The organism is Acrocarpospora catenulata, assembly GCF_018476525.1.
Lineage (GTDB): Bacteria > Actinomycetota > Actinomycetes > Streptosporangiales > Streptosporangiaceae > Acrocarpospora > Acrocarpospora catenulata.
In genome coordinates this window covers 79,564-99,291 of the sequence record NZ_JAHCST010000016.1, presented here as the reverse complement: position 1 = coordinate 99,291, position 19,728 = coordinate 79,564, and the positions used below count along the sequence as shown (strand labels likewise).

Annotated in this window: 24 protein-coding genes and 2 pseudogenes; 9 read left to right on the top strand and 17 right to left on the bottom strand. The window is 68.2% G+C overall.

Annotation, left to right across the window (positions count from 1 at the left end; translation table 11 throughout):
- Positions 1-40: 40 nt before the first annotated feature.
- From KIP79_RS19150 to KIP79_RS19125, 6 genes are read right to left on the bottom strand one after another with little or no spacing between them, the layout of a single operon-like run.
- A complete protein-coding gene (locus KIP79_RS19150) occupies positions 41-1,630 on the bottom strand; it encodes an ABC transporter ATP-binding protein (RefSeq protein ID WP_214106207.1) in 1,590 nt (529 codons plus the stop codon).
- Positions 1,627-2,487, bottom strand: coding sequence for an ABC transporter permease (locus tag KIP79_RS19145; protein ID WP_214106206.1), 861 nt, complete (start codon positions 2,485-2,487; stop codon positions 1,627-1,629). Before KIP79_RS19145 ends, KIP79_RS19150 begins: the two co-directional genes overlap by 4 nt.
- Positions 2,484-3,500 (bottom strand): ABC transporter permease, encoded by a 1,017-nt coding sequence (locus tag KIP79_RS19140; RefSeq protein WP_214106205.1) that lies wholly within the window; start codon positions 3,498-3,500, stop codon positions 2,484-2,486. The genes KIP79_RS19145 and KIP79_RS19140 overlap by 4 nt, the downstream gene beginning before the upstream one ends.
- 32 nt (positions 3,501-3,532) lie before the next feature.
- The gene (locus tag KIP79_RS19135; protein WP_214106204.1) at positions 3,533-5,110 is read right to left on the bottom strand and encodes an ABC transporter substrate-binding protein; all 1,578 of its coding nucleotides are present in this window, start codon (positions 5,108-5,110) and stop codon (positions 3,533-3,535) included.
- 35 nt (positions 5,111-5,145) lie between these two features.
- Positions 5,146-5,595: a hypothetical protein gene (locus tag KIP79_RS19130; RefSeq protein ID WP_214106203.1), complete on the bottom strand. Its 450-nt coding sequence runs from the start codon at positions 5,593-5,595 to the stop codon at positions 5,146-5,148.
- A gap of 17 nt (positions 5,596-5,612) precedes the next feature.
- Positions 5,613-6,158, bottom strand: a complete 546-nt coding sequence (locus tag KIP79_RS19125; RefSeq protein WP_214106202.1) for a cucumopine synthase-related protein — start codon at positions 6,156-6,158, stop codon at positions 5,613-5,615.
- Positions 6,159-6,484: 326 nt separating this feature from the next.
- On the opposite strand from KIP79_RS19125, the gene KIP79_RS19120 reads away from it, so the two are divergent.
- Complete coding sequence (locus KIP79_RS19120; protein ID WP_214106201.1) at positions 6,485-7,177, top strand: IclR family transcriptional regulator; 693 nt, start codon at positions 6,485-6,487, stop codon at positions 7,175-7,177.
- 7 nt (positions 7,178-7,184) lie between these two features.
- On the opposite strand, the gene KIP79_RS19115 is transcribed toward KIP79_RS19120, so the two are convergent.
- Positions 7,185-7,976, bottom strand: a complete 792-nt coding sequence (locus KIP79_RS19115; RefSeq protein ID WP_214106200.1) for an IclR family transcriptional regulator — start codon at positions 7,974-7,976, stop codon at positions 7,185-7,187.
- Positions 7,977-8,357: 381 nt separating this feature from the next.
- Here KIP79_RS19115 and KIP79_RS48465 point away from each other — a divergent pair, with 381 nt between their 5' ends.
- Entirely contained in the window at positions 8,358-8,489 is a 132-nt protein-coding gene (locus tag KIP79_RS48465; RefSeq protein WP_256447331.1) for a hypothetical protein, read from the top strand.
- A gap of 56 nt (positions 8,490-8,545) precedes the next feature.
- Here the strand turns inward: KIP79_RS48465 and KIP79_RS19110 are convergent, their stop codons facing one another.
- A complete protein-coding gene (locus tag KIP79_RS19110) occupies positions 8,546-9,298 on the bottom strand; it encodes an SDR family NAD(P)-dependent oxidoreductase (RefSeq protein WP_214106199.1) in 753 nt (250 codons plus the stop codon).
- A gap of 143 nt (positions 9,299-9,441) precedes the next feature.
- Between KIP79_RS19110 and KIP79_RS49520 the strand changes: the two genes are divergently transcribed.
- Positions 9,442-10,371: an AraC family transcriptional regulator gene (locus tag KIP79_RS49520; protein WP_214106198.1), complete on the top strand. Its 930-nt coding sequence runs from the start codon at positions 9,442-9,444 to the stop codon at positions 10,369-10,371.
- Between the two features lie 16 nt (positions 10,372-10,387).
- Here the strand turns inward: KIP79_RS49520 and KIP79_RS19100 are convergent, their stop codons facing one another.
- The 3 genes from KIP79_RS19100 to KIP79_RS19090 form a co-directional block, all read right to left on the bottom strand.
- Positions 10,388-10,675, bottom strand: coding sequence for a hypothetical protein (locus KIP79_RS19100; protein WP_214106197.1), 288 nt, complete (start codon positions 10,673-10,675; stop codon positions 10,388-10,390).
- Positions 10,675-11,055, bottom strand: a complete 381-nt coding sequence (locus tag KIP79_RS19095; protein WP_214106196.1) for a recombinase family protein — start codon at positions 11,053-11,055, stop codon at positions 10,675-10,677. Before KIP79_RS19095 ends, KIP79_RS19100 begins: the two co-directional genes overlap by 1 nt.
- A gap of 148 nt (positions 11,056-11,203) precedes the next feature.
- Positions 11,204-11,698: a replication initiator gene (locus KIP79_RS19090; RefSeq protein ID WP_372453616.1), complete on the bottom strand. Its 495-nt coding sequence runs from the start codon at positions 11,696-11,698 to the stop codon at positions 11,204-11,206.
- 59 nt (positions 11,699-11,757) lie between these two features.
- On the opposite strand from KIP79_RS19090, the pseudogene KIP79_RS19085 reads away from it, so the two are divergent.
- From KIP79_RS19085 to KIP79_RS19075, 4 genes and pseudogenes are all read left to right on the top strand, one after another.
- A pseudogene (locus KIP79_RS19085) lies at positions 11,758-11,928 on the top strand (response regulator transcription factor); the annotation flags it as partial.
- A 132-nt stretch (positions 11,929-12,060) separates the two neighbouring features.
- Positions 12,061-12,339 (top strand): GNAT family N-acetyltransferase, encoded by a 279-nt coding sequence (locus tag KIP79_RS47105; protein WP_250213459.1) that lies wholly within the window; start codon positions 12,061-12,063, stop codon positions 12,337-12,339.
- Positions 12,309-12,566, top strand: coding sequence for a GNAT family protein (locus KIP79_RS47100; RefSeq protein ID WP_250213487.1), 258 nt, complete (start codon positions 12,309-12,311; stop codon positions 12,564-12,566). The genes KIP79_RS47105 and KIP79_RS47100 overlap by 31 nt, the downstream gene beginning before the upstream one ends.
- A complete protein-coding gene (locus KIP79_RS19075; protein WP_214106195.1) occupies positions 12,497-13,279 on the top strand; it encodes an IclR family transcriptional regulator in 783 nt (260 codons plus the stop codon). Before KIP79_RS47100 ends, KIP79_RS19075 begins: the two co-directional genes overlap by 70 nt.
- An 82-nt stretch (positions 13,280-13,361) precedes the next feature.
- Here the strand turns inward: KIP79_RS19075 and KIP79_RS19070 are convergent, their stop codons facing one another.
- From KIP79_RS19070 to KIP79_RS19050, 5 genes are read right to left on the bottom strand one after another with little or no spacing between them, the layout of a single operon-like run.
- Positions 13,362-14,525 carry an ABC transporter substrate-binding protein gene (locus KIP79_RS19070; RefSeq protein WP_214106194.1) on the bottom strand — a complete coding sequence of 388 codons (1,164 nt, stop codon included), beginning with the start codon at positions 14,523-14,525 and terminating at the stop codon, positions 13,362-13,364.
- Positions 14,526-14,545: 20 nt separating this feature from the next.
- Entirely contained in the window at positions 14,546-15,508 is a 963-nt protein-coding gene (locus KIP79_RS19065; RefSeq protein WP_214106193.1) for a branched-chain amino acid ABC transporter permease, read from the bottom strand.
- A complete protein-coding gene (locus KIP79_RS19060) occupies positions 15,505-16,167 on the bottom strand; it encodes an ABC transporter ATP-binding protein (RefSeq protein WP_308169786.1) in 663 nt (220 codons plus the stop codon). Before KIP79_RS19060 ends, KIP79_RS19065 begins: the two co-directional genes overlap by 4 nt.
- Positions 16,168-16,198: 31 nt before the next feature.
- Entirely contained in the window at positions 16,199-16,966 is a 768-nt protein-coding gene (locus tag KIP79_RS19055) for an ABC transporter ATP-binding protein (RefSeq protein ID WP_214106275.1), read from the bottom strand.
- Positions 16,959-17,996 carry a branched-chain amino acid ABC transporter permease gene (locus KIP79_RS19050; RefSeq protein WP_250213485.1) on the bottom strand — a complete coding sequence of 346 codons (1,038 nt, stop codon included), beginning with the start codon at positions 17,994-17,996 and terminating at the stop codon, positions 16,959-16,961. Before KIP79_RS19050 ends, KIP79_RS19055 begins: the two co-directional genes overlap by 8 nt.
- A 242-nt stretch (positions 17,997-18,238) precedes the next feature.
- On the opposite strand from KIP79_RS19050, the pseudogene KIP79_RS50435 reads away from it, so the two are divergent.
- Together KIP79_RS50435 and KIP79_RS19040 are read left to right on the top strand one after the other, a co-directional pair.
- Positions 18,239-18,490: pseudogene (locus KIP79_RS50435) on the top strand (alpha/beta fold hydrolase); the annotation flags it as partial.
- A 223-nt stretch (positions 18,491-18,713) separates the two neighbouring features.
- Positions 18,714-18,965 (top strand): hypothetical protein, encoded by a 252-nt coding sequence (locus KIP79_RS19040; RefSeq protein WP_214106280.1) that lies wholly within the window; start codon positions 18,714-18,716, stop codon positions 18,963-18,965.
- Positions 18,966-18,994: 29 nt separating this feature from the next.
- Here KIP79_RS19040 and KIP79_RS19035 read toward each other — a convergent pair whose 3' ends face one another.
- Positions 18,995-19,696, bottom strand: a complete 702-nt coding sequence (locus KIP79_RS19035; protein ID WP_214106190.1) for a 3-hydroxyacyl-CoA dehydrogenase family protein — start codon at positions 19,694-19,696, stop codon at positions 18,995-18,997.
- Positions 19,697-19,728 lie beyond the last annotated feature (32 nt).

Here is a 19,728-nt window from a genome sequence, read left to right as displayed (position 1 = left end):
TCGAAGACGGCCGGTACTCAGGATGAAAATGGCTCATAGATCACATCTGGTCGTGTGTCGCTTGTGCGGCCTCGACCAGGCGCCGCGTGTAGTCGTGCCGTGGTGCCTGCAGCACGCTCTGGCTGTCTCCGTACTCCACTACCGTTCCGTCGAGAAGCACGGCTGTGTTCTCCGCGACGACGCGGGCGAGCGTCAGGTCGTGGGTGATGAAGAGCATCGACAGCCGCCGCTCCTTCTGCAGGTCCTGCAACAGGTCGACGATCCCCGCCTGCACCGAGACGTCCAGAGAGGAGGTCACCTCGTCGCAGACCAGGACGTCGGGCTGGGCGGCGAGGGCACGGGCGAGTGCCATGCGCTGACACTGACCTCCGCTCAGTTCGTGCGGCAGGGCGACCATGTGGTCGGCGCGCAGGCCCACGCGCTCGACCATTTCCCGGGCGCGTGACCAGGCCTGTCGGCGTGGCAGCCCGCCCAGGGTGGCGGCGGCCAGAGCGACGGAGTCGCCGACGCTGCGCCGGGGGTTGAGGGACGCGTGCGGGTTCTGGAAGACGTACTGCACCGCCCGCCGTTGGGCGAGCGCCCGCCGCTCGACCGCTCGCGGCAGCACGGCATCGGCCACGAGCACGTCGCCGTCATAGTCGGAGTGGAAGCCCGCGACGCAGCGCGCGAGCGTCGTTTTGCCGCTGCCAGACTCCCCGACCAGGGCCAGGCATTCGCCGGTCGGCACCCGCAGGCTCACGGCGTGGGTCGCGGTTGTCTTCCCGTACCTGGCGCTCACGGCGGCGAGCTCCAGCGCGTACGTCCCGGCCCGGCGGTAGCGGCGGGGTGCGAGTGTGGTCGTGTCCGGCAAGGAGGCCAGCAGCTTCCGCGAGTACGGGTGGGTGGCGGCCTCGGCGAACCGGGATGCGGGGACGTCCTCGACGATTTCCCCGCCGCGCATCACCAGGATGCGATCGGCGAAGCTCATGAGCAGCCGCAGGTCGTGGGAGACGAACACCACCGAGGAGCCCGTCCTGGCGCTCATTTCGCGGACCAGGGAGACGACCTTCCGCGTGGTCGAGACGTCCAGCCCGGTGGTCGGTTCGTCCATCACGACCACGGCCGGGTCGAGCGCGAACGCGACCGCGATGGCGACGCGCTGCTTCTGTCCCCCGGAGAGTTCGTGGGGGTAGCGCCGGTGGAAGGACGCGTCGGCGGGCAGGCCGACGGCGGAGAACAACTCCTGTGCGCGCCGCCGCTGCGCGCCGCGGTCGAGCACTCCGTGCGCGGCCATGACTTCGCGGACTATGTCCCCGACTCGCAGCGAGGGATTGAGCGCCGAGGAGGGGTCCTGCGGGACGTACGACACCGTGCGGCCGCGCACCGACCGCAGGTTCTGGACACCTTCCCCGACCACCGGCTGCCCGTTCACCCGGACGGTGCCCGCCCGCACATCAAGGCCGGGGGCGACGTAGCCGAGCAGGGACAGGCCGAGCGTCGATTTGCCGGACCCGGTCTCGCCCGCCAGCCCGACGATCCGGCCCGCCTCGACGGTGAGATCGATGCCCGGCACGACCGCCTCGCCGGAGGCCCGTACGACGATCCGCAGGTCGCGGATCTCGGCCCGGGGCGCGTCTGCCGTGGGCGTCATCGTGCCGACCTCGCGGCCAGGGCGCGGCTCGCGCCGTCGCGTACCAGGTTCATCCCGATCAGGAAGACCGCCATGACGAGGACGGGCGCCATCACCGCCAGCGGCTGGACCGCGAGACCCCCCTTGTTCTCCTCGATCATTCGGCCCCACTCCAGCCCCGAGGAGCCGAACCCGAGGAAGTTCAGCGAGGCCAGGAGCACGAATGAGGCCGCCAGCCGCACCCCGAGTTCGACCAGGAGGACGGGAAGCACGTTGGGCAGGAGCTCGTGTGCCGCGATGCGCCGCCGGGACAGCCCGATCCCTGCGGCGGCGAGCACGTAGTCCGAGCTGGCGACGTGCGACGTCGCGGCACGCGCGACCCTCGCGGTGTGTGCCACGTGGGACAGGGCGACGACGGCCACCAGAACCGGCGGGGTGGCCCCGAAACGGGTGATCACGAGCAGGGAGACGAGGATCTGCGGGATCACGATGAACGTGTCGTTGACCGACAGCAGCAGCTCGGAGGCCCTGCGGGAGAGCATTGCCATGGCGATCCCGACTCCGGCGCCCAGGGTGACCCCGATCAGTGTCGCGAGCGCCCCTTGGATGATGAAGGTTTGCCCGCCGGCGAGCAGCCGGGTCAGCACGTCCCTGCCGAGGATGTCGGTGCCGAGCAGATGGCCTGCGGCGGGGCCCAGGAGGGGCGCTCCGGCGAACTCCTCGGGATCCCGCGTGGCCAGATGCGGCCCAACGACGGCCGGGACGACCACCAGCACCACCGCGACGGTGCCCAGCACGCTGCGCGGATCGCGTAGCATCCGCGCCACGACGGTCGTCCTGCGGTCATCGTGGACGGGTGTGGAGTTGGCGGCGTTCATCCCGCCCTCCCTTTGGATCGAGGGGCCGCCAGGGCGCCCAGGAGGTCGACAAGGAGATAGAGGAGCAGCGAGAGGGCCGCGACGACCATCACGATGCCCTGGACGACGGTGACGTCCCGGTCGGCGACCGCGCTGACGAGCGCGGAGCCCAGTCCGGGATAGGCGAAGACCACCTCGATCGTCACTGTCCCGCCGAGGAGGTAGGTCAGGGTCATCGCGCTGACCTGGAGGCTCGGGCCCACGGCGTTGGGCAGCGCGTGGCGGAGCAGGATGCGCCGCTCGCCGATCCCGGACAGCCGCGCCCACCGGATGTGGTCGGAGGCCAGCTCGTCGCGTACGGCGGTCTTCACCGACTCCGTGAGGTACGGCATCGCCGTGAGCACGAGGGTGAGGACCGGCAGGACCATGAGGCGGGGGTCGTCCCAGACGCGCTGGTTTCCGCTGACGACCGACGTGGGCGGCAGCACCGGCCAAATGTTGGTCGCCAGGAGCAGTACGAGCAGGATCCCGACCACGAACTCGGGCAGCGACAACAGCACGGTCGCGGCCCCCGACACCAGGTGGTCGAGTACGCCGCCGGGCCGCCGGGCCGCCAGCGTGCCAAGCGTGAAGGCCACGGGCAGCAGGATCGCGGCGGTGACGGCGACCAGGACGAGGGTGGCCGCCATCCGGTCGCCGACCAGGTCGGCGACCGGCGTGCCGGAGGTCAGGGAGGTTCCGAAGTCCAGGCGCAGGATTCCGGAGAACCAGTCCAGATACTGCGCGACCAGCGGCCGGTCCAGGCCGAGTTCGGCGCGCAGCCGCGCGATCTGCTCGTCGGTGGCCGTCTGCCCGAGGATCTGGTGGACGACGTCGCCGGGCAGGGCCTGGGTGAGGAAGAAGACGACGAGCGAGACGACGAGCAGGATGGCGGCCGCGGTGATCAGCCGCCGCAGGACCAGCCGCGCCGGCCATCCCGTGGACGCCTCGCGCCGCGTGCGCGCCCGCCCTCGCGTCGTCTTCTCTTTGAGCATGATCCTGGACTCCCGTCGCGTGTCCTGGAATATCAGGAGACGAAACCGATGGTGTTGAAGTGGTATCCGTTGCCGCCGTCGGTGTTGGGGTAGGTGGAGTAGCCGGTCAGGGACGTGGAGTAGGCGTTGATCGCGTTCAGGAAGACGGCCACGACGTAGGCGCCGCGGTCGTACTCGATCTGCTGCATCTGGTGGACCAGATCGGCGCGCTTGGCGTCGTCGACGGTCTGCACGGCCTGGTCGTAGAGGGTGTCGTACTCGTCGTCCTGCCACTTGGTGGCGTTGTACGGCGCGTCCTTGACGATGGTGAAGGCCGCCTGGTCGAAGATCCCCAGGAAACCCCAGTAGGACATGGACAGGGGGTAGGTGCCGTAGCCGTCGCCGTAGTAGGTCGCCGAGTCGACCGAGCGGAAGGTGATGTCGAAGCCGGCTACGGCGGCCTGCCGGACGAAGACCTCGTTGAGCCGGTCGGCGTAGGACGTCAGGGGCGCGGCCGTCAGCTCGACCTTGATCGGGAGCGTGTATCCGGCGTCCTGCAGCAGCTTCTTCGCCTGCGCGGGGTCGGCTTGGCGCTGCGGAAGCGACTTGTTGTACATGGCGTCGAACGGTGAGAAGACGTCGTTTCCGACGCTGCCGTAGCCGGCCATGGCCTGGTCGATGAGTTCCTTGCGGTTGACGGCCAGGCGGAGGGCCTGGCGGACGACCGGGTCGTTGAACGGCTTCTGCTTGACGTTCATCTGCCAGGTCAGCGTCCCGGACGTGGCGTAGGAGTCGACGACGTACTTGTCACCCGCCGCCTTGACGACGGGGACGAGGCTGGGGTCGATGCTGGAGGCCATTTCGATCTGGCCGCCGATCAGGGCGTTGACCTGCGCGGAGGCGTCTTCGAAGCTGATGAGTTCCAGCCGCTCGGCGTAGGGTTTCCCGCCCCAGTACCTGGTGTTGGCGGTGAAGGTGATGGAGGTTCCCGGCTTGTTGGTCTCCAGCACGAACGGGCCCGAGCCGACCGGTTTGGCCGGGGTGAAGCCTTCCGGGACGATGCTCACGGTCGGCGAGGTGAGGGCCTCGGGGAACAGGACGGTCGGCTCTTTGAGGGTGAAGGTGAGCGTCCTGTCGTCCACGACGGTGATGGCGGCGGGGTCGACGTAGGGCATCGAGGTCGAGGGGGGCAGCTTCTCGTCGAAGATGCGCTGGAAGGTGTGGCGGACGGCTTTGGCGTTGACCGGCGAGCCGTCGGAGAACACCGCGCCGTCACGGAGGGTGACCGTCCACTTGTCGGCGGTGTCGCCGGGTTCCACTGATTCGGCCAGGCGCATGGTCACCTTGCCGTCGGTGCCGTACTCGGTGAGCGTGTCGTAGAGCTGGCCGGCGATCGCGTAGCCGCCGGCGGTGGAGACCTTTGCCGGGTCGAGGGCGTCGGCCGTCGAGAGGGAGGTGATGCCGACGCGGAGCGTGCCGCCCTGGTGGGGGTTCGCCGGGCTTGACGGGGTCTGCTGCGCCGTGGGGCTCTCCGTGGGCGAACCGCCGCAGGAGGCGAGGGCGGCGACCATGAGGGGGACCATCAGGGGGATGAGGAGGCGGCGGGCGTTGTCGGTCCAAGAACCGGGCATGGTCTTTTTCCTTCGGGGAGCTTGGGGGGTCCGGGTCATGTCGGCTCTTCGTCGACGGGGGAATCGATGAGGGACAGGACGACGCGCATTCCCGGCTCCAGCCAGGTCTTGAGTCCGATGAGTTCGAGTTTGTCGGCGCCCTTGACGACCTTTCCGATGCCGGAGACGGGCAGGGGCTCCGGGGGGATGTCGTTGCCGTACATGATCGAGATCTGCTGGCGCGGGCCGTAGTAGGAGACGGCCCCGCGGATCTCGGTGCCCTCGGCGGCGACCTGTTCGGCGAGGTCTTCCGGGTAGAACATGTTCTCCCAGTCGGCGAGGATCTTGGTCTGCATGAGCAGCAGGTCGCCGGTGAGCTTGCCGTGCTGGAGGTAGGTGGGGAACGGCAGCGCCTCCCGGAGCTTGGCGGCGATCTCGGGGACCTTGTCTTCCCAGATCTCGATTACCGCGATGTCCGCGCCGTCGAGGTTGAGGTTGACGAGCATGGTGGTTCCTGTTCTGGTCAGGCGCGGCCGGCGGCGGCGTCGGCGATCTTCTGGAGGGGGTTGACCCGGTGGAAGCCGTTGACCAGGCCCCAGGGGAAGACGATGTCGACCCAGCCGTGCAGGCGGTTGAAGTAGGTCATCGCCGACTCGGTGAGCCGGGCGAACTCCTCGAGGGTGGTGGCGGCGCGGATCCCGCCGACGTACAGCTTGAGAATCGCGCAGCCGTCCGGCAGGCCGACGTAGTCGTTCATGTTGGCCTTGTACTGGCACATCTCGTCCATGTAGAGGACGAGGGTGCGCAGTTCGGCGTCCGGGTTGCGGGTGGCGGTGATCCAGGCGAACCAGAGGATCTCGTCGGTCAGCGTACGCAGCTCGTTCTCGGCGAAGATCAGCGTCGACAGGTAGTTGTTCTTGGCTCCGGTGCCCATGGGGACGATGCCCTTGCCGAGGTTGAGCACCTCCTGGGGAGGGGTGTCCCAGATCCGCTCGCGGGCGGCGTCGATGGCCTTGATCACCTCCTCTACGGAGCCGACGTCGGTACGGATCTCTGCCTTGGCGACCACTGGCACCTCCGGGTGCGGTCATGAGGAACGGGGGGACGGAACGCGGGGCTGCAGGGTGGCCTCGCGAGGGCTTCGCGGTCGATGTGTGGCGCCGCGCGAATGGCCCGATCGAGATGCAGGCACCGTACGGCGATACAAACTTGATAGTCAACAGGAGATTGGTACATTCACTAGGTGAAAAACATGTCCTGCCATCGGCGTGCCGCCAGGTTGGAAACAACGAGGTAACACTGGATTTTCACCATCACGCCAAGATGACTACCGGGTAACAGATGCTTTTCATACAACAAGATCGATTTTCGGCAGATGAAAAGAGAAGGTGGACTATGACTTCCGTCGCACCGAGCCAGGAGGGCTCGACGCGGTCGGTCGACCGGGCGCTCAGATTGCTGGCCGCCGTCCTTGAGTCGACGACGCAGGGCACGCTGTCCGACCTCGCCCGCGCGACGGAGCTGTCGGCGGCCACCGCGTCCCGGCTGCTGGCGACCCTCGCCCAGCACGACCTGGTGGTGCGCGGCGAGGACGGCAAGTACCGCAGCGGGACCCGCATGCGGCAACTCGCCGCCGCCGCCCTGCGCGACAACGCGCTCTACGAACTGGTCGGCCCCCACCTCATCCAGCTCGTCGAGGAGACGTCGGAGACCGCCAGCCTCGGCGTGCCCGGACCGCCCGGCGAAGTCCTCTACCTGCGGCAGGTCCCCTCCCCGCGACAGGTGCAGACCGCGGTCTGGACGGGCAGGACCATCCCCCGCGACGGGACCGCCCTGGGGGCCGCGCTCGACGGGGCGACCACGCCCCGGGGCTTCGTCACCTCCCAGCGGCCCGACTCCGACGTCACCGCGGTCGCCGCGCCGGTCCTCGGGCACAACGGAGAGATCCTCGGCGCCATCAGCATCAACGCGCCCGCGTACCGCACTACCGACGCGGACGTCGAACGGTACGGCGCCGCGCTCGTGCGGCACGCGCGCGAACTGTCGGTCGCGCTGGGCGCACCGCAGCACCTCGTCGGGCCCGCGTGACCCCCCGTCAGGATGGCCGGCCCCCGATCCGGCCCCCGATCCGGCTGGTCAGCTCACCGGCCGCCGACCGGACCGATTCGGCGATCTCGGGCCAGGTCTGAACACATCCGGCGCCCGCGCAGGGATGGCGGAAGGTCACGCTGATGGCCGCCAGCGGCCGGCCGCCGTAGTCGAACACCGGGGCGGCCACCGAGGCGAAACCCTCGGTGACATGGCCGTCCTCGATGGCCCAGCCGAGCCTGCGGTGCGCGCCCAGCGTGTCCCGCAGCTCGGCCAGGCCACCCGGCCCGCGCTCGGTCCGGCGCACGAACGCCGACGCGGCGGGAAACAGCGCCCGGACCTGGGCGGCGGGCAGGCAGGCCAGCATGGCCCGCCCCGACGCGGTGAGGTGCGCCGGGAGCCGGACACCGACGTCGGTGACCAGGGTCTCCGGCCGCGTGGGCCGTTCCTTGATCAGATACAGCAGTTCGTTGCCGTGCAGCACGCCCAGGTGGGCGTTGTGGCCGACGAGGTCGACCAGCCCGCGCAGGATCGGCCCGGCCAGCCGTTCGAGCGGGTCGTGCCGCAGATAGGCCGAGCCGAGCTCGAACGCCGCGATGCCGAGGCCATAGCGCCGCTCGCCAGGCAGGTGCACCACGAAACCAGCGGCCTCCAGCTCCGCGAGCAGGTGGTAGGTGGTGGAGCGCGGCAGCCCGAGGTCGCGGGCCAGCGCCGCCGCCGACACCGGACCCGCCTGCCGAGCAAGCGCGCCCAGCAGCGCGAGCCCGCGGCGCAACGCGGGAACGTTGCCTTCCGCCATCCCACCCCCTGTCTGAGATCCGAGACACTACCCGCTCATCACCCATGACGCGGCCCACCCTCCGGCCGATGGAATGGCGGTATGTCAGATGAGGTACCGCTTGGATCGTCTGCAACGGTCGCCCGCGACCACGCGGAGCCGGTCTCCCTGCGTGCCCTGCGCGGGAAGCGGTGGAGGCGATGCTGTCCCGCGTCGATCTGCCGGAGACCCTGCTGGAGGTGTACTCGTCGCGGATTCGGGGTTGCCAGCGACCCTCCGGCGCGCGACCAGGCCAGACATGCGGCGCGCCGAGCGTGGCCGAAGAAATCTGGATGCCCGAGGTGCTGTCCACGGCCCTGAGCGATCGTGCGGGCCGCCGACGGCCCCGTCCAGGTAGGGGCGGTGGGCGAGGAACTGGGCCTTCAGGTGACGGTGCGTGGCAAGCTGAAACCGCTGCGCGCGAAGATGACCAAGCTCGCCGACCGCGGCTGGCTGCGCAAGCGAGGCGACGGGCGGTTCACCGCACGCTCCTAGTAGTAGCGGCATAGAACCTGGAACGCTTCAGATGCCACCCACCGTGTGGTGCCTGCTCAGATCTGGTTCGTGCCACCGTCGACGTAGATGTTCGCGCCGACGACGTAGCTGCTCTGTTCCGAGGCCAGGAAGGCCACGACTGCGGCGGCCTCCTCAGGCTGACCCATACGGCCCTTGGCCACGGTCGCGGCGACATTCTCCTTGACGGCCCGGGCGGTCTCCTCGTCGCCGAAAGCGGCGGTGCCCCCGGGAGTCTCGATCCATGCCGGCGAGACCACGTTGACCCGGATGCCACGGTCCTTGAGCTCGTTGGACCACGTCCGCGCGAAGGACCGGACGGCCGCCTTCGACGCCGCGTACGCGCCGAACGCCGCTACTCCACGGTCGCCGGCCGTCGAACCGACCAGGACGATCGAGGCTCCGTCGTTGAGCAGCGGCAACGCCTTCTGCACGGTGAACAGCGTGCCTCGGACGTTGACCGCGAAGGTCTGGTCGAAGTGCTCCTCGGTGGTCTGTTCCAGCGTCACGAACGCACCGACCGCCGCGTTCGCCACGAGCACGTCCAAACCCTTGCCTCGCGCCCGGACCGCCTCGTAGAGCCGGTCCAGGTCCTCCGGCTTGGAGATGTCGCCGACGACCGCGGTGGCCCGGTCTGCTCCGATGGTCTTGACGGCGGCCTCCAGTTCGGACTCGCGTCGGCCGGTGACGAACACGTACGCGCCCTCGTCCGCCAGCCGTACGGCGGTGGCCAGACCGATACCGGTGCTGCCCCCGGTGACCACCGACGTCTTGCCTTCCAGCTGTCCCATGTGGGTGTCTCCGTCACTGTCTCGATGCCGATCTGTTCGACATCGATACTGCGGGAGATCGGGGATACTATCCATGATGCAGAGTCCGGCGTTCTTTACGTATCGTCCAGGAGGTGTCGTCGGTGCTCGGATTTCGGGATCCAGTGGCTGACGCGATCGGCCTGCTCCGGCCCCGCACGGTGGTCGGGCCCAGCCTCCGGGCCGCGGGAGAGTGGGCTTTGCGCTTCGACACGTTCTTGCACGTGCGGGTCGGGGGCCTCGTGCGCGGCACGTGCTGGTTGATCCTCGAAGGGCACGAGCCGGTGCTCCTGCAGGCGGGTGACACCTTCATGCTGGGCAACCCGCCGCCTTACGTGCTGGCCAGCACGCTCGACGCAAGCCCGCGCCCTGCGGAGCCGGTGTGGGCGGGTGCCGAAGACGGGTTCGTGCGGATCGGCCCGGAGTCCGAGGAGGACCTCTACCTCTGCGTCGGGCACATCGCGTTCGACGACAGGAACGCGGCCCTCCTGACCGATCTTCTGCCGCCGCTCGTGATCGTCCGCGTGGCCGATCCTCATGGCAGGCGGCTCGCGCAGCTGATCGATCTCCTGGCCACCGAGGTCGGGGTCGCCGCCGCCGGCGGCCCGCTGGTGCAGAACCACCTCGCACAGATCCTGCTCGTGCACATGCTGCGTGCTCACGCCGGTCAGACGGACCGGCCCACCGGCTGGCTGGGCGCCCTGAACGAGGACGGCATCGGTGCCGCCCTGCGTGCCGTGCACGCGGACGTGGCCCACTCCTGGAGCCTCAAGGAGCTCGCCGAGATCAGCCACATGTCCCGTTCCGCGTTCGCCCAGGCCTTCAAGAGCCACGTCGGGGTCCCGCCGTTGGAGTACCTGATCCAATGGCGCATGAGCCTCGCGCGCGACGCCCTCGCCCGCGACACTCTGTCGATCTCCGAGCTCGCACGGGCCACGGGCTACCTGTCCGAGAGCGCGTTCAGCACCGCGTTCCGCCGCGTGGTCGGCTCATCGCCCGCACAGTTCCGGAACCAGGCACGGCAGCCACCGCGCTCGGCCGCGAACGGAAGCTGAAGGAGGCGTCCTGTGCTCAGCTGCGCCGCTCACGCTGGCGACGAAGACACCAGCACTGATGTGCCCCGCCTTCCGTGGGGTCACTTTGATTGACTTGTGTGCCATTGACCCCAGAAGAAGAACGCTTGCCGTCCGCAGCTTTCGCCGGGTTGGGATGCGGTCCGGCATCAACCAGAACATAGCCGTACGGCGGACGCCCACCGAGAAACCGCCCCTCCACCTGAGCCTGAGCGGACATCGCGGTCCGCACACGAATCTTGACGCGGTTCCGCTCCCCCTTGCTCATCCCACCGAACACGCTCATCACAAGATCGTGTGCTTCGTTGGACGGATCGATGGGCCACCCACCTCAGGCACCCACAGCGGGACCCCGAAGTGCTCAAACAGGGGGAAGGTCAGGCCGTGCTGGTTCCCGTAGAAGGCTCTGTGCGGCTCTCCGATGACGACAGCCCCGAAACCACGGTCAGGACGACGCAACTCCGCCAGCAGCGCCGATGCTTGCGGCCGTCGCTGCCAAGGAATCGAGCGAGACTTGTCCACGTCGAAGAACTCCGCGACGATCATCCCACCTCTAGGTTCGATGAGCGCGCGCGAGCGCGTGATCTGCCAAGCCCGAGACGAGGCCGGGTCCTGGTTGTCCTCAGTCGACACTCGGCCGTAGAAGGCGAAGCGGGTCGTCTCCATACGTTGTCCCTCCCTCAAGCAGCGTCCGCAATGGGACTGTGCGCCTCTTGAGAGGCTTCCAACAGGATGGTGAGCAGCTCCGCCGCAGCACGCGGAGTCAGACGAGGATCTGTGTCCGGAAGGTGGACCACGAGTTCAGTGTCACCCTTCATGCTGCCGCCTCAGACGCCGAAGTTGCCGAAAGATCTCGCCCTTCTGCTCTGGCCTGGAGTACAGCCATGTGGTCGCGCCATCGCTGGCGTTCATGGACCGACCGCAGCAGGCGTACGGCCAGCGGTGACACGCTCGGACCTCCGGCCGGGACCGGCCGCCAGATGTACCGGTGCGGGTCGGTGGGTTCGTCGGTCTGGCCGAGCGCTTCCAGGACCCAGGTGCGCCGGTCCTGCTTGTGCTCGGCGAGGGTCTTGTTGGACCACTTGCGTGAGACCAGGACGCGACGTCCGGCGTAGCCGAGGTGTTCGGGCTTGTGCGCCTTGCCCCGGCATCGGCCCGGAGCCTTGCCCGGCTTGGCGTTCTTAGGCTGAACGCCGTACCGCAGCCAGTTCGCGCACGTCGGGGAGCACGGCTCATACCGCTGCGCCTCAGCCATCCGCGCGGCATGCTCCCGTTGCGCCGGGTTCGTCGAGTCGATCGTGTCGCTGATCGATTTCGTCAGGGACTTCGACAGGTACCGGATGCACTGATCGGCGTCCGGCGTTCCGCATCGCCCGCGGCGCCACGAACCGCGAGGTCGCCGCCGAACTCTTCATCACCGAGGCCACGGTGAAGACGCACCTGCTCCACATCTTCGCCAAGCTGGAGGTCAACGACCGCGCGGCCGCGGTCGCGTCGGCGTACGAGAGGGGCCTGCTCAAGCCGGCGAACAAAGGCTGACCCTCGCCAGGGCCGGCGGGAGTAGCATGGGCCGGTGGGAACGGCGGCGATCCGGACACAGCGGCTGCTGCTGCGGCGCTGGACCGGCGCCGGAGGAGCCCGTTCGCCGCGCTCAACGCCGACCCCGTCGTGATGGAGCCCTTTTCCGCCCCGCTCACCCGCGAGCAGAGCGACACGATGGCCGACCACATCGAGGCGGGGTTCGAGGAACACGGCTTCGGCCTGTGGGCGGTGGAGGCGGACGGGCGGTTCATCGGGTTCACCGGACTGTCGGTCGCCCGCTTCACCTCCCCCTTCACCCCCCTGCGTAGAGATCGGCTGGCGACTCGCGCGGCCCCGCCTGGGGGCACGGGTACGCCACCGAGGCGGCCCAGGCCGCCCTGGCGGACGGGTTCACCCGGGTCGGGCTGACGGAGATCGTGTCGTTCACGGCCACGTCCAACCTGCGGTCCCAGGCCGTGATGCGCCCCGGGTTTCCCTCAGATCTCGTATTACGAGATATAGTCGCGCTATACACGCGTCACAAGCCGATACCCCGTCGCCCACGAAACAGGAGGAAGCTTTCAAAATGCCGGGCGCAGACGAGCAGGCGGGACGATCAGCAGGCTCCCGGATTGCGGTCATCGAGAAGGCTGTGAAGACACTGGACGCCCTCTTGCCCGTGACTGACGGCCTGACCCCCACTCAGGTGGCGGAGGTGATCGGCACCAACCGGAGCACCGCCTTCCGGCTCCTCGCTTCGCTTGAACACGGCGGGCTACTCGACCGAGACCCCTCCACCGGCCGGTATCACCTCAGCATGAAGTTGCTCCAGTACGGCTCGGCGGTGCGTAGCAGGATGCCCATCATCAGGGTCGCGGAGTCGACGCTCGCGAACCTCCGGGACGAAACGCGACAGAGTGTTCTCCTCGCCGTACGCGAGGGCTGGGGGGCGCGATGCCTGTCTCGTCTGCCCGGGCTCGAGGTGGACGTGGTCTCCTGGACCACCGGCGAATGGCTTCCCATGCACCTCGGGGCGGCTCCCCAGGCGCTCATGAGCGCTATGAGCGACGCGGAGATCGACCACTACCTCGCTGAGAACACCGACTGGCACACCCTCCAGGGAGATCGAACCGCCGACGACATCCGGAAGGGGATCGCTTTGATCCGGCAGCGCGGCTGGGCCCTGAACCAGGAGGGAATCGCTCAGGGCGTCGCGTCCCTCGGCGCCGTCGTCTACAACCGCAGCGGCGTCCCGGTGTGCGCGATCTCCGTTGCGGGACTCGAGCACCACTACACCGAGCCCCGGCTGGAGCGCACGGCTGCCGCCGTCCTCGCCGCGGCCAAGGAGATCAGGGAGAAGCTCGACTGACCGATGACGTCACAGTGGTTCGGTTCTGGCCCGAAGAGAGTCCCCGGACCAGAACCGAACCAGCGTAGGTGGGTCGCGTCGTTCAGGAGCCGGAGAAGCCCAGCTCGAATCCGCCGGCACCGGTGTACTGCATCATGACCGGCGGCAGAGTGACACCCTGGTGCTTGTCCGCTGAGAACTCGTAGGGTCCGAGGACTCCGGTGTAGGAGCCTTCTTCGATCGCCTTGGCGATCTCGGGGCCGCTCGTGGCTCCCCCCTTGAGCGCGTTGATGATCATCTCAGTGTTGTCGTAGGCGGCCCCGGCGGCCGCGGGCGGCTGGTCCCGGTACTTGTCCGTGTAGGCCTTGGCGAAGGACTTGACCTTGTCGGCGTAGGGAACGCCGTCCTCCACGTCGTCGGAGATGTCGACCCAGAAGGCATTGGCGAACAGACCGCCCTGCGGCAGGTCGTTGGCCAACGGCTGCAAGGCGTCCAAGGATGCCGAGCCCGTGCCCACCCAGATCGGCTGGGTCATGCCGAGGGCCTTGGTGGCCTGGGCTATCGGGACGATGTTGCCGCCCGAGACGCCGGCGACGATCAGGTCCGGCTTGGCGTCGCGCAGCTTCGTCATCTGGGTCTCCAGGTTCGTGGAGCCGGACGTGAACCGCTGCTCGGCGACGACCTCATACTGACCGGGGTCGTTCTTGGCGATGTAGCTGAAGATCGAGAGGTACCCATCACCGGAGGCGTCGTCCTGGCCGATGAAGCCGATCTTGTGGACTCCCAGGTCCTTGAGCCAGGGCAGCGTCGCGGGCACGTAGTCGGTGACCGGTGCCATGCTGAGGAAGAAGTACGGCGTCGGCTCGATGTTGGTGGGTGAGAGGCAGAAGTGAAGCACCTTGGCCTGATCCAAGATCGGCTGCATGGCCCGGCATCCTGCACTTGACGAGGTCCCGATCACCACGCTGGTCTTCGAGCTGAGTGTTCTGGCTGCCGCGGCCGCGACTGTCGGATCCGAGGTGCCGTCCTCGACGATCAGGTCGATCTGCTTGCCGTCGATGCCCCCGTCGGCGTTGACCTGGTCGACCGCCAACTGGATGCCGTTCAGTCCGGGAACTCCGTACGCGGCCTGGGCGCCGGTCTTGTCGATGACGACGCCGATGGAGATCGACTCACCTGAGCTGTCGTCGGCGGTGCCACCCGAGGACCCGCAGGCGGCGGTGAGGGCGACAGCGCCTGCCGCGATCGCCGTGGCGACCACCCTCATTGGTTGCTTCATTGCATGCCTCATTCTTCGGGCACCCGGACGGGTGCGGAGTTGTGACCGGCCGCGGCAGACGCCGTTGCCCGGCCGTTCTCGATACGAGGCCCCGAAGAGCCACCCCTACGGTGTCGACGACGAGTACCCGCCCTCTTGTCTTCCCGTAGCAGAAGGAGAACGACGATGAATGCGCCGTAGATGTAGACGTCTTGCCACGACGTCGAGATGTAGCCACCGGCGTAGCTGGCGAACAGGCCGATGGCCAGGGAGGCCAGCGCCACGGGGACGTACTCCCAGCGGCCGGCGATGGCACCGATCGCACCCGTCAACGCCAGCGCGAACACCCAGGTCCAGCCGAAGGGCATGATGGGGGACAGGAGAATCCCGGCCGCTGCGCCGAAGAAGCCGGCAACCTGGAAGCTGACGAACTGCATCACCTTCGTGTTGATGCCGACGATGCGCGCCCCTTCGACATCGTCTGCTGCCGCGCGAAGCGCCTTGCCCAGCATGGTCCGCTCGAAGAGCACGAAGCCGGCGATCACCAGAAAGGCAGCGCCCGCCCACATCAACAGCGAGTGAGGAAGCACCGTCGCACCGAAGATCCGCAGCGGCTCGTTGGAGAGCCACGGCTTGGCACTGCGGTCGTTGAGGCCCCAGAACTGGCGTGCCAGCTCTGCGAAGAGGAGCGCGCCGCCCAGGAGCATGATGACGGGTCCCGTCTCACCGCGTGTGGCGAGCCTGTTGAGGGCGAGCAGGTACAGGAACACCGCGATGCCGGCACAGGCGAGCAGACTTGCAAGGGCGGCCAACGGCCATCCCAGGCCGTCGCGCACCGAGCCGAAGATCAACGCGCTGTAGACGACGTACGTGCCCTGAGCAAGGCTCTCCACCCGTGAGACCTGATAGGTCACGACCATGCCGAGAGCGACCAGCATGTAGAGGAACCCGACGTTCAGTCCCGCGAAGGTCAGCTGCAGGAATGTGCTCACACCACACTACCCAGATAGGAGTCGACGACTGCAGGATCGGAAGCGAGCTCGTCCACGCTGCCGGACAGGACGACTCGGCCGGTTTCGACCACCGCGCCGTGGTGGCCGACGGAGAGCGCCTTCCCGACGTTCTGCTCGATCAGCAGGACACCGACTCCGAGCGCGGCGAGCTCTGCGGCCTTCTGAAGGATGATGTCGACGTAGATCGGCGCGAGGCCCAGGCTGGGTTCGTCGAGGATGAGGTAGCGAGGGTCGGCCATGAGGGCGCGCGCGATCGCAACCATCTGCTGCTCACCACCGGAGAGGTCGCGGGCCTTCCTCTTCAGCAGTCTTCCCAGCTGAGGGAATGTCTCCATGACGCGGTCGTAGGAGGCGCTCCGCTCCGACCGTGATCTCGTCCAGCCACCCAGGAGCACGTTGTCGCGAACCGTCGAGCGACCGAACAGGTGTCGCGCCTCGGGAACCAGCGAGAGCCCTCGACGCACACGCTCGTTGGCGCTCGCCTCCGTCACGTCGACGTCGTCGATCGTGACCTGACCGCCACGAAGTCCAAGCACTCCGGCCAGGCACTTGGCGGTCGTGCTCTTGCCCGCGCCGTTTGCTCCGAGGAGGCAGAACACCTCTCCGGGACGCACCTCGATGCTCACCTCGTGCAGCACCGGTGCTCCGAGGTATCCGGCTACGAGCCCCTTACCGCGCAGCATGGTCGGCTCCCAGGTACGCGTCGATGACGGCCCGATTCGAGCGGATCTCGGCAGGCGTGCCCTCGGCCAGGACGGTTCCGCGGTCGAAGACCACGATGTCGGACACGAGAGACATCAGGAACCCGAGGTTGTGCTCGACGAGGAGCACGGTCACCTCGTGCGTGGCGAAGTACTGCTTGAGGTCGGCGGCCAGAAGATGCCGCTCGGCGTCCGTCAGGCCGGCAGCCGGCTCGTCGAGAAACAACAGCGATGGCCCGCTTGCCAGTGCGCGCGCCACTGAGACGAGGCGCTGTTGCCCGGCGGTGAGGTCCTCGCTCAGACGATGAGCCAGCTCGAGGGCGTGGACGGACTCCATGGCATCGAGGGCGGCGTTCCGCAGGAGCGTCTCGTCCTTGCGCCACCTCCGCGAGCGGAACATGGCGCTGAAGACACCGGACCGACCGGCGAGGTGGCTCCCGATCATGACGTTCTCCAGGGCGGTCAGTCCTGGAAAGAGGCGGGCATGCTGGAACGTCCGCCCGATGCCGAGGCGTGCGATCTGGTCGGGGCGTCTTCCAGCCAGGGGCGCACCACGCCAGGTGACGGTTCCCGCGCTGGCAAGGACGACGCCGCTCGCGGCACCGATGAAGGTCGACTTCCCTGCGCCGTTGGGCCCGATGAGGCCGAGCACGGAGCCCTCAGCAACCGAGAAGGTCACCTCGGAGAGCGCCGACACGCCGCCGAACTCCACGCAGAGGCTCGAGGCTTCAAGCATCGCGCCTCCCGATGGCGCGAAGACGGCTGAGGGCTGTACTCGCCAGGCCGGCGAGTCCGTGTGGCGACAGCAGGCAGATGACGATCACGGCGATGGCCTCCATGAGCTCGGTGGTCAACGTCTGAGTGACGTAGGCGGAGGTCGTCATGAAGACCGTCACCATGACCAGCCCCGCGAAGATGCTTCGCTCTCCTCCGACGAGGACGGGAAGGAAGAGCAGCAGGGAGGTCGCGAAGGCGAAGTCTGTCGGGGCGATGAACGCGCTGTAGTGGGCGAAGACGGATCCCGCGAATGCGGCGGGCACTGCTGCAACAAGCCAGAGCACGGCCTTGGCCCGTGCCGGGTTGATCCCGACCGTTGCGGCCGCGTCGGTGTCCTTGTGGATGGCGGTGAGCGATCGACCGAACCTGGAGCGCGCGATGTTGCGACCCAGCAGGAACAGCACGAGGACAGCGGCCCAGCTGAAGATGAAGTACGACTTCTCACCCGTCACCTCGAAGCCACCCACTGAGAGAGGCGGGATGCCGAAGATCCCGTTGTTGCCGCCGGTGAGGTCTCTGAGGTTGACGAGGACCTGCTGCAGGAGAAACGAGAACGCGGCGGTCGCCATGGCCAGGTACCAGCCACGAAGGCGGAGGATCGGGCTGGTGACCAGCGCGAGCGTCAGCGCGGCCGCGATGCCGAGGGCCATGCCGGCCAGCGGCGAGAGGCCCCACTTGGTGGTCGCGAGCGCGGATGCGTAGGCGCCCATGGCCATGAAGACCGCGTGGCCCAGCGTCATCTGCCCCCCGAGGCCGGCGAGGAGGGACACGCCGACGACCGCGATCCCGTAGATGCCGGCGAGCACCAGGAGCGGGTAGACGTTCGAGCCGCCGAACAGCGGGGTGGCCACGAAGATCCAGACCACGATGGCAGCGGGCTGCCAGCCCCAGGCGACGAGGCGCTCGACGCGGGCCGTCCCGATGGCCGTCTCGGTCGAGGATGCGCCGGAGGTCCGCGCTGCCGGAGCGTCCGAGTGAGTCAGCATCATCACCAGTCGCTCACGAACGTAGGTGCACCGGGCATGGAGTCGGCCTGCTGCGACATGAGCTCTCCCTTGATCTACATCTCGTATTACGAGATGTCAACTCGAAATGCGAACGTAACCTATGTCACATGCGATGGCAAGCACAAGTGCCGACTTCGAACGTCTAACGTCGGACAAAACTGGGATTGTCTACAACCTCACAGACGAATGTTGAACTTTGGGCTGACGTGCTCTAGGTTTCCGCCATGGCAAGCTTCGTCCTGGTGCACGGCGGCGGTCACGGCGGCTGGTGCTACCAGCGAGTCGCTCGCCTGCTCGAGGCGGCCGGCCACACCGTCTACTCGCCGTCGCTGACCGGCTCCGGTGACCGCTCCCACCTGATGAGTCCCGATGTCGACCTGGAGACGCACGTCACCGAGGTGGCGAATCTCCTCTTCTTCGAGGATCTGAGCGACGTCATCCTCGTCGGTCACAGCATCGGCGGCATGGTCGCCAGGGGGGCCGCCGACCGCGCCGGCGGCCGGGTCGGGAAGCTCGTCTACCTCGATGCCCCGCAGGGGCGGACGGCCGCCGAGGCCCTGCCGATGTTCGACCTGCGGGCCGGCAGCAAAGTGGTCGATGGTGTCGAGCTCATCCTCCTGCCGAGCGAGGACCTACTGGGCTTCTTCGGGGTCACCGATCCGGAGGACGTCGCGTGGGCCTTGCCGCGCCTCACCCCCCATGCCTGGAAGTGCTTCGACCAGGAGCTCAGCCTCCAGAACGAGCAGGCGGTCGACGGTCGCGGCGATCCCGCGCTACCTCATCGTCGCCAGCGGGAGCGTGGACCTCGGCGTCCATCCCGAGGAGTTGCTGGCCGCAGCGAGAGCCGAGGACCGGCTCTGGGTGATCGAGGGCGGGCACGATCTGATGATCACCGCGCCCCGGGCCGTCGCCGACTCGCTGGCTCAGATCGCCGCCGAGGGGACGGTCTAGGCGAAGGACACGGCCGCGGACGACGGCGGTCACGCCACGTTCTCCAGCACCACGGCGAGTGCCTGGCCGACGCCGATGCAGATCGCGGCTATGCCGTACCGGTCGCCGGACTCCTGCAGCCGCGCGGCCAGCGTGCCGAGGATCCGCCCACCGGACGCCAGGTGCTCCGCGATGGCGAGCCTGACGTCGAGGCCGACGATGTCGGTCGTCCTCAGCGGGCCGGCCGGATGCTTGTAGCCCAAGGTCATGGCGGCGTCGATGTCTGCCGCTGTGGCCACGCCGTCCTCGAGCATGCGGATCGCCTCGACGGCCAGCGCGACGCCGAGCCGGCTGCTTGCGAAGCCCGGTGAGTCGGTCACGGTGATCGGGGTCTTGCCGAGCGCGCGGACCCAGTCCTGCGCGACCGTGGTCAGGTCCGGTGCGGTTCTCGCCCCGACGACGATCTCGACCAGCCCCCTGGCCGGCACAGGATTGAAGAAGTGCAGCCCGAGGAACCGGTCCGGCTTCGCCAGACTCTCGGCGATGCGGTCGATCGACAGTGCGCTGGTGTTGCTGGCGAGGACGGCGCCGGGGGCGATGCGCTCGACGGCCTTCACCAGACTGCCCACCACCGTCTCGCGCGTGGTCCGGGCGGCGTCCGCGTCGACCTCCACGACCGTGACCTCGGCGCCCGCCAGGAGGAAGGCATGGGCGATGCCGGCGCCCATCCGGCCGCCGCCGTACACGCCCATGCGGGACGGGAGTGCATCGGAGCTCCTGGAGA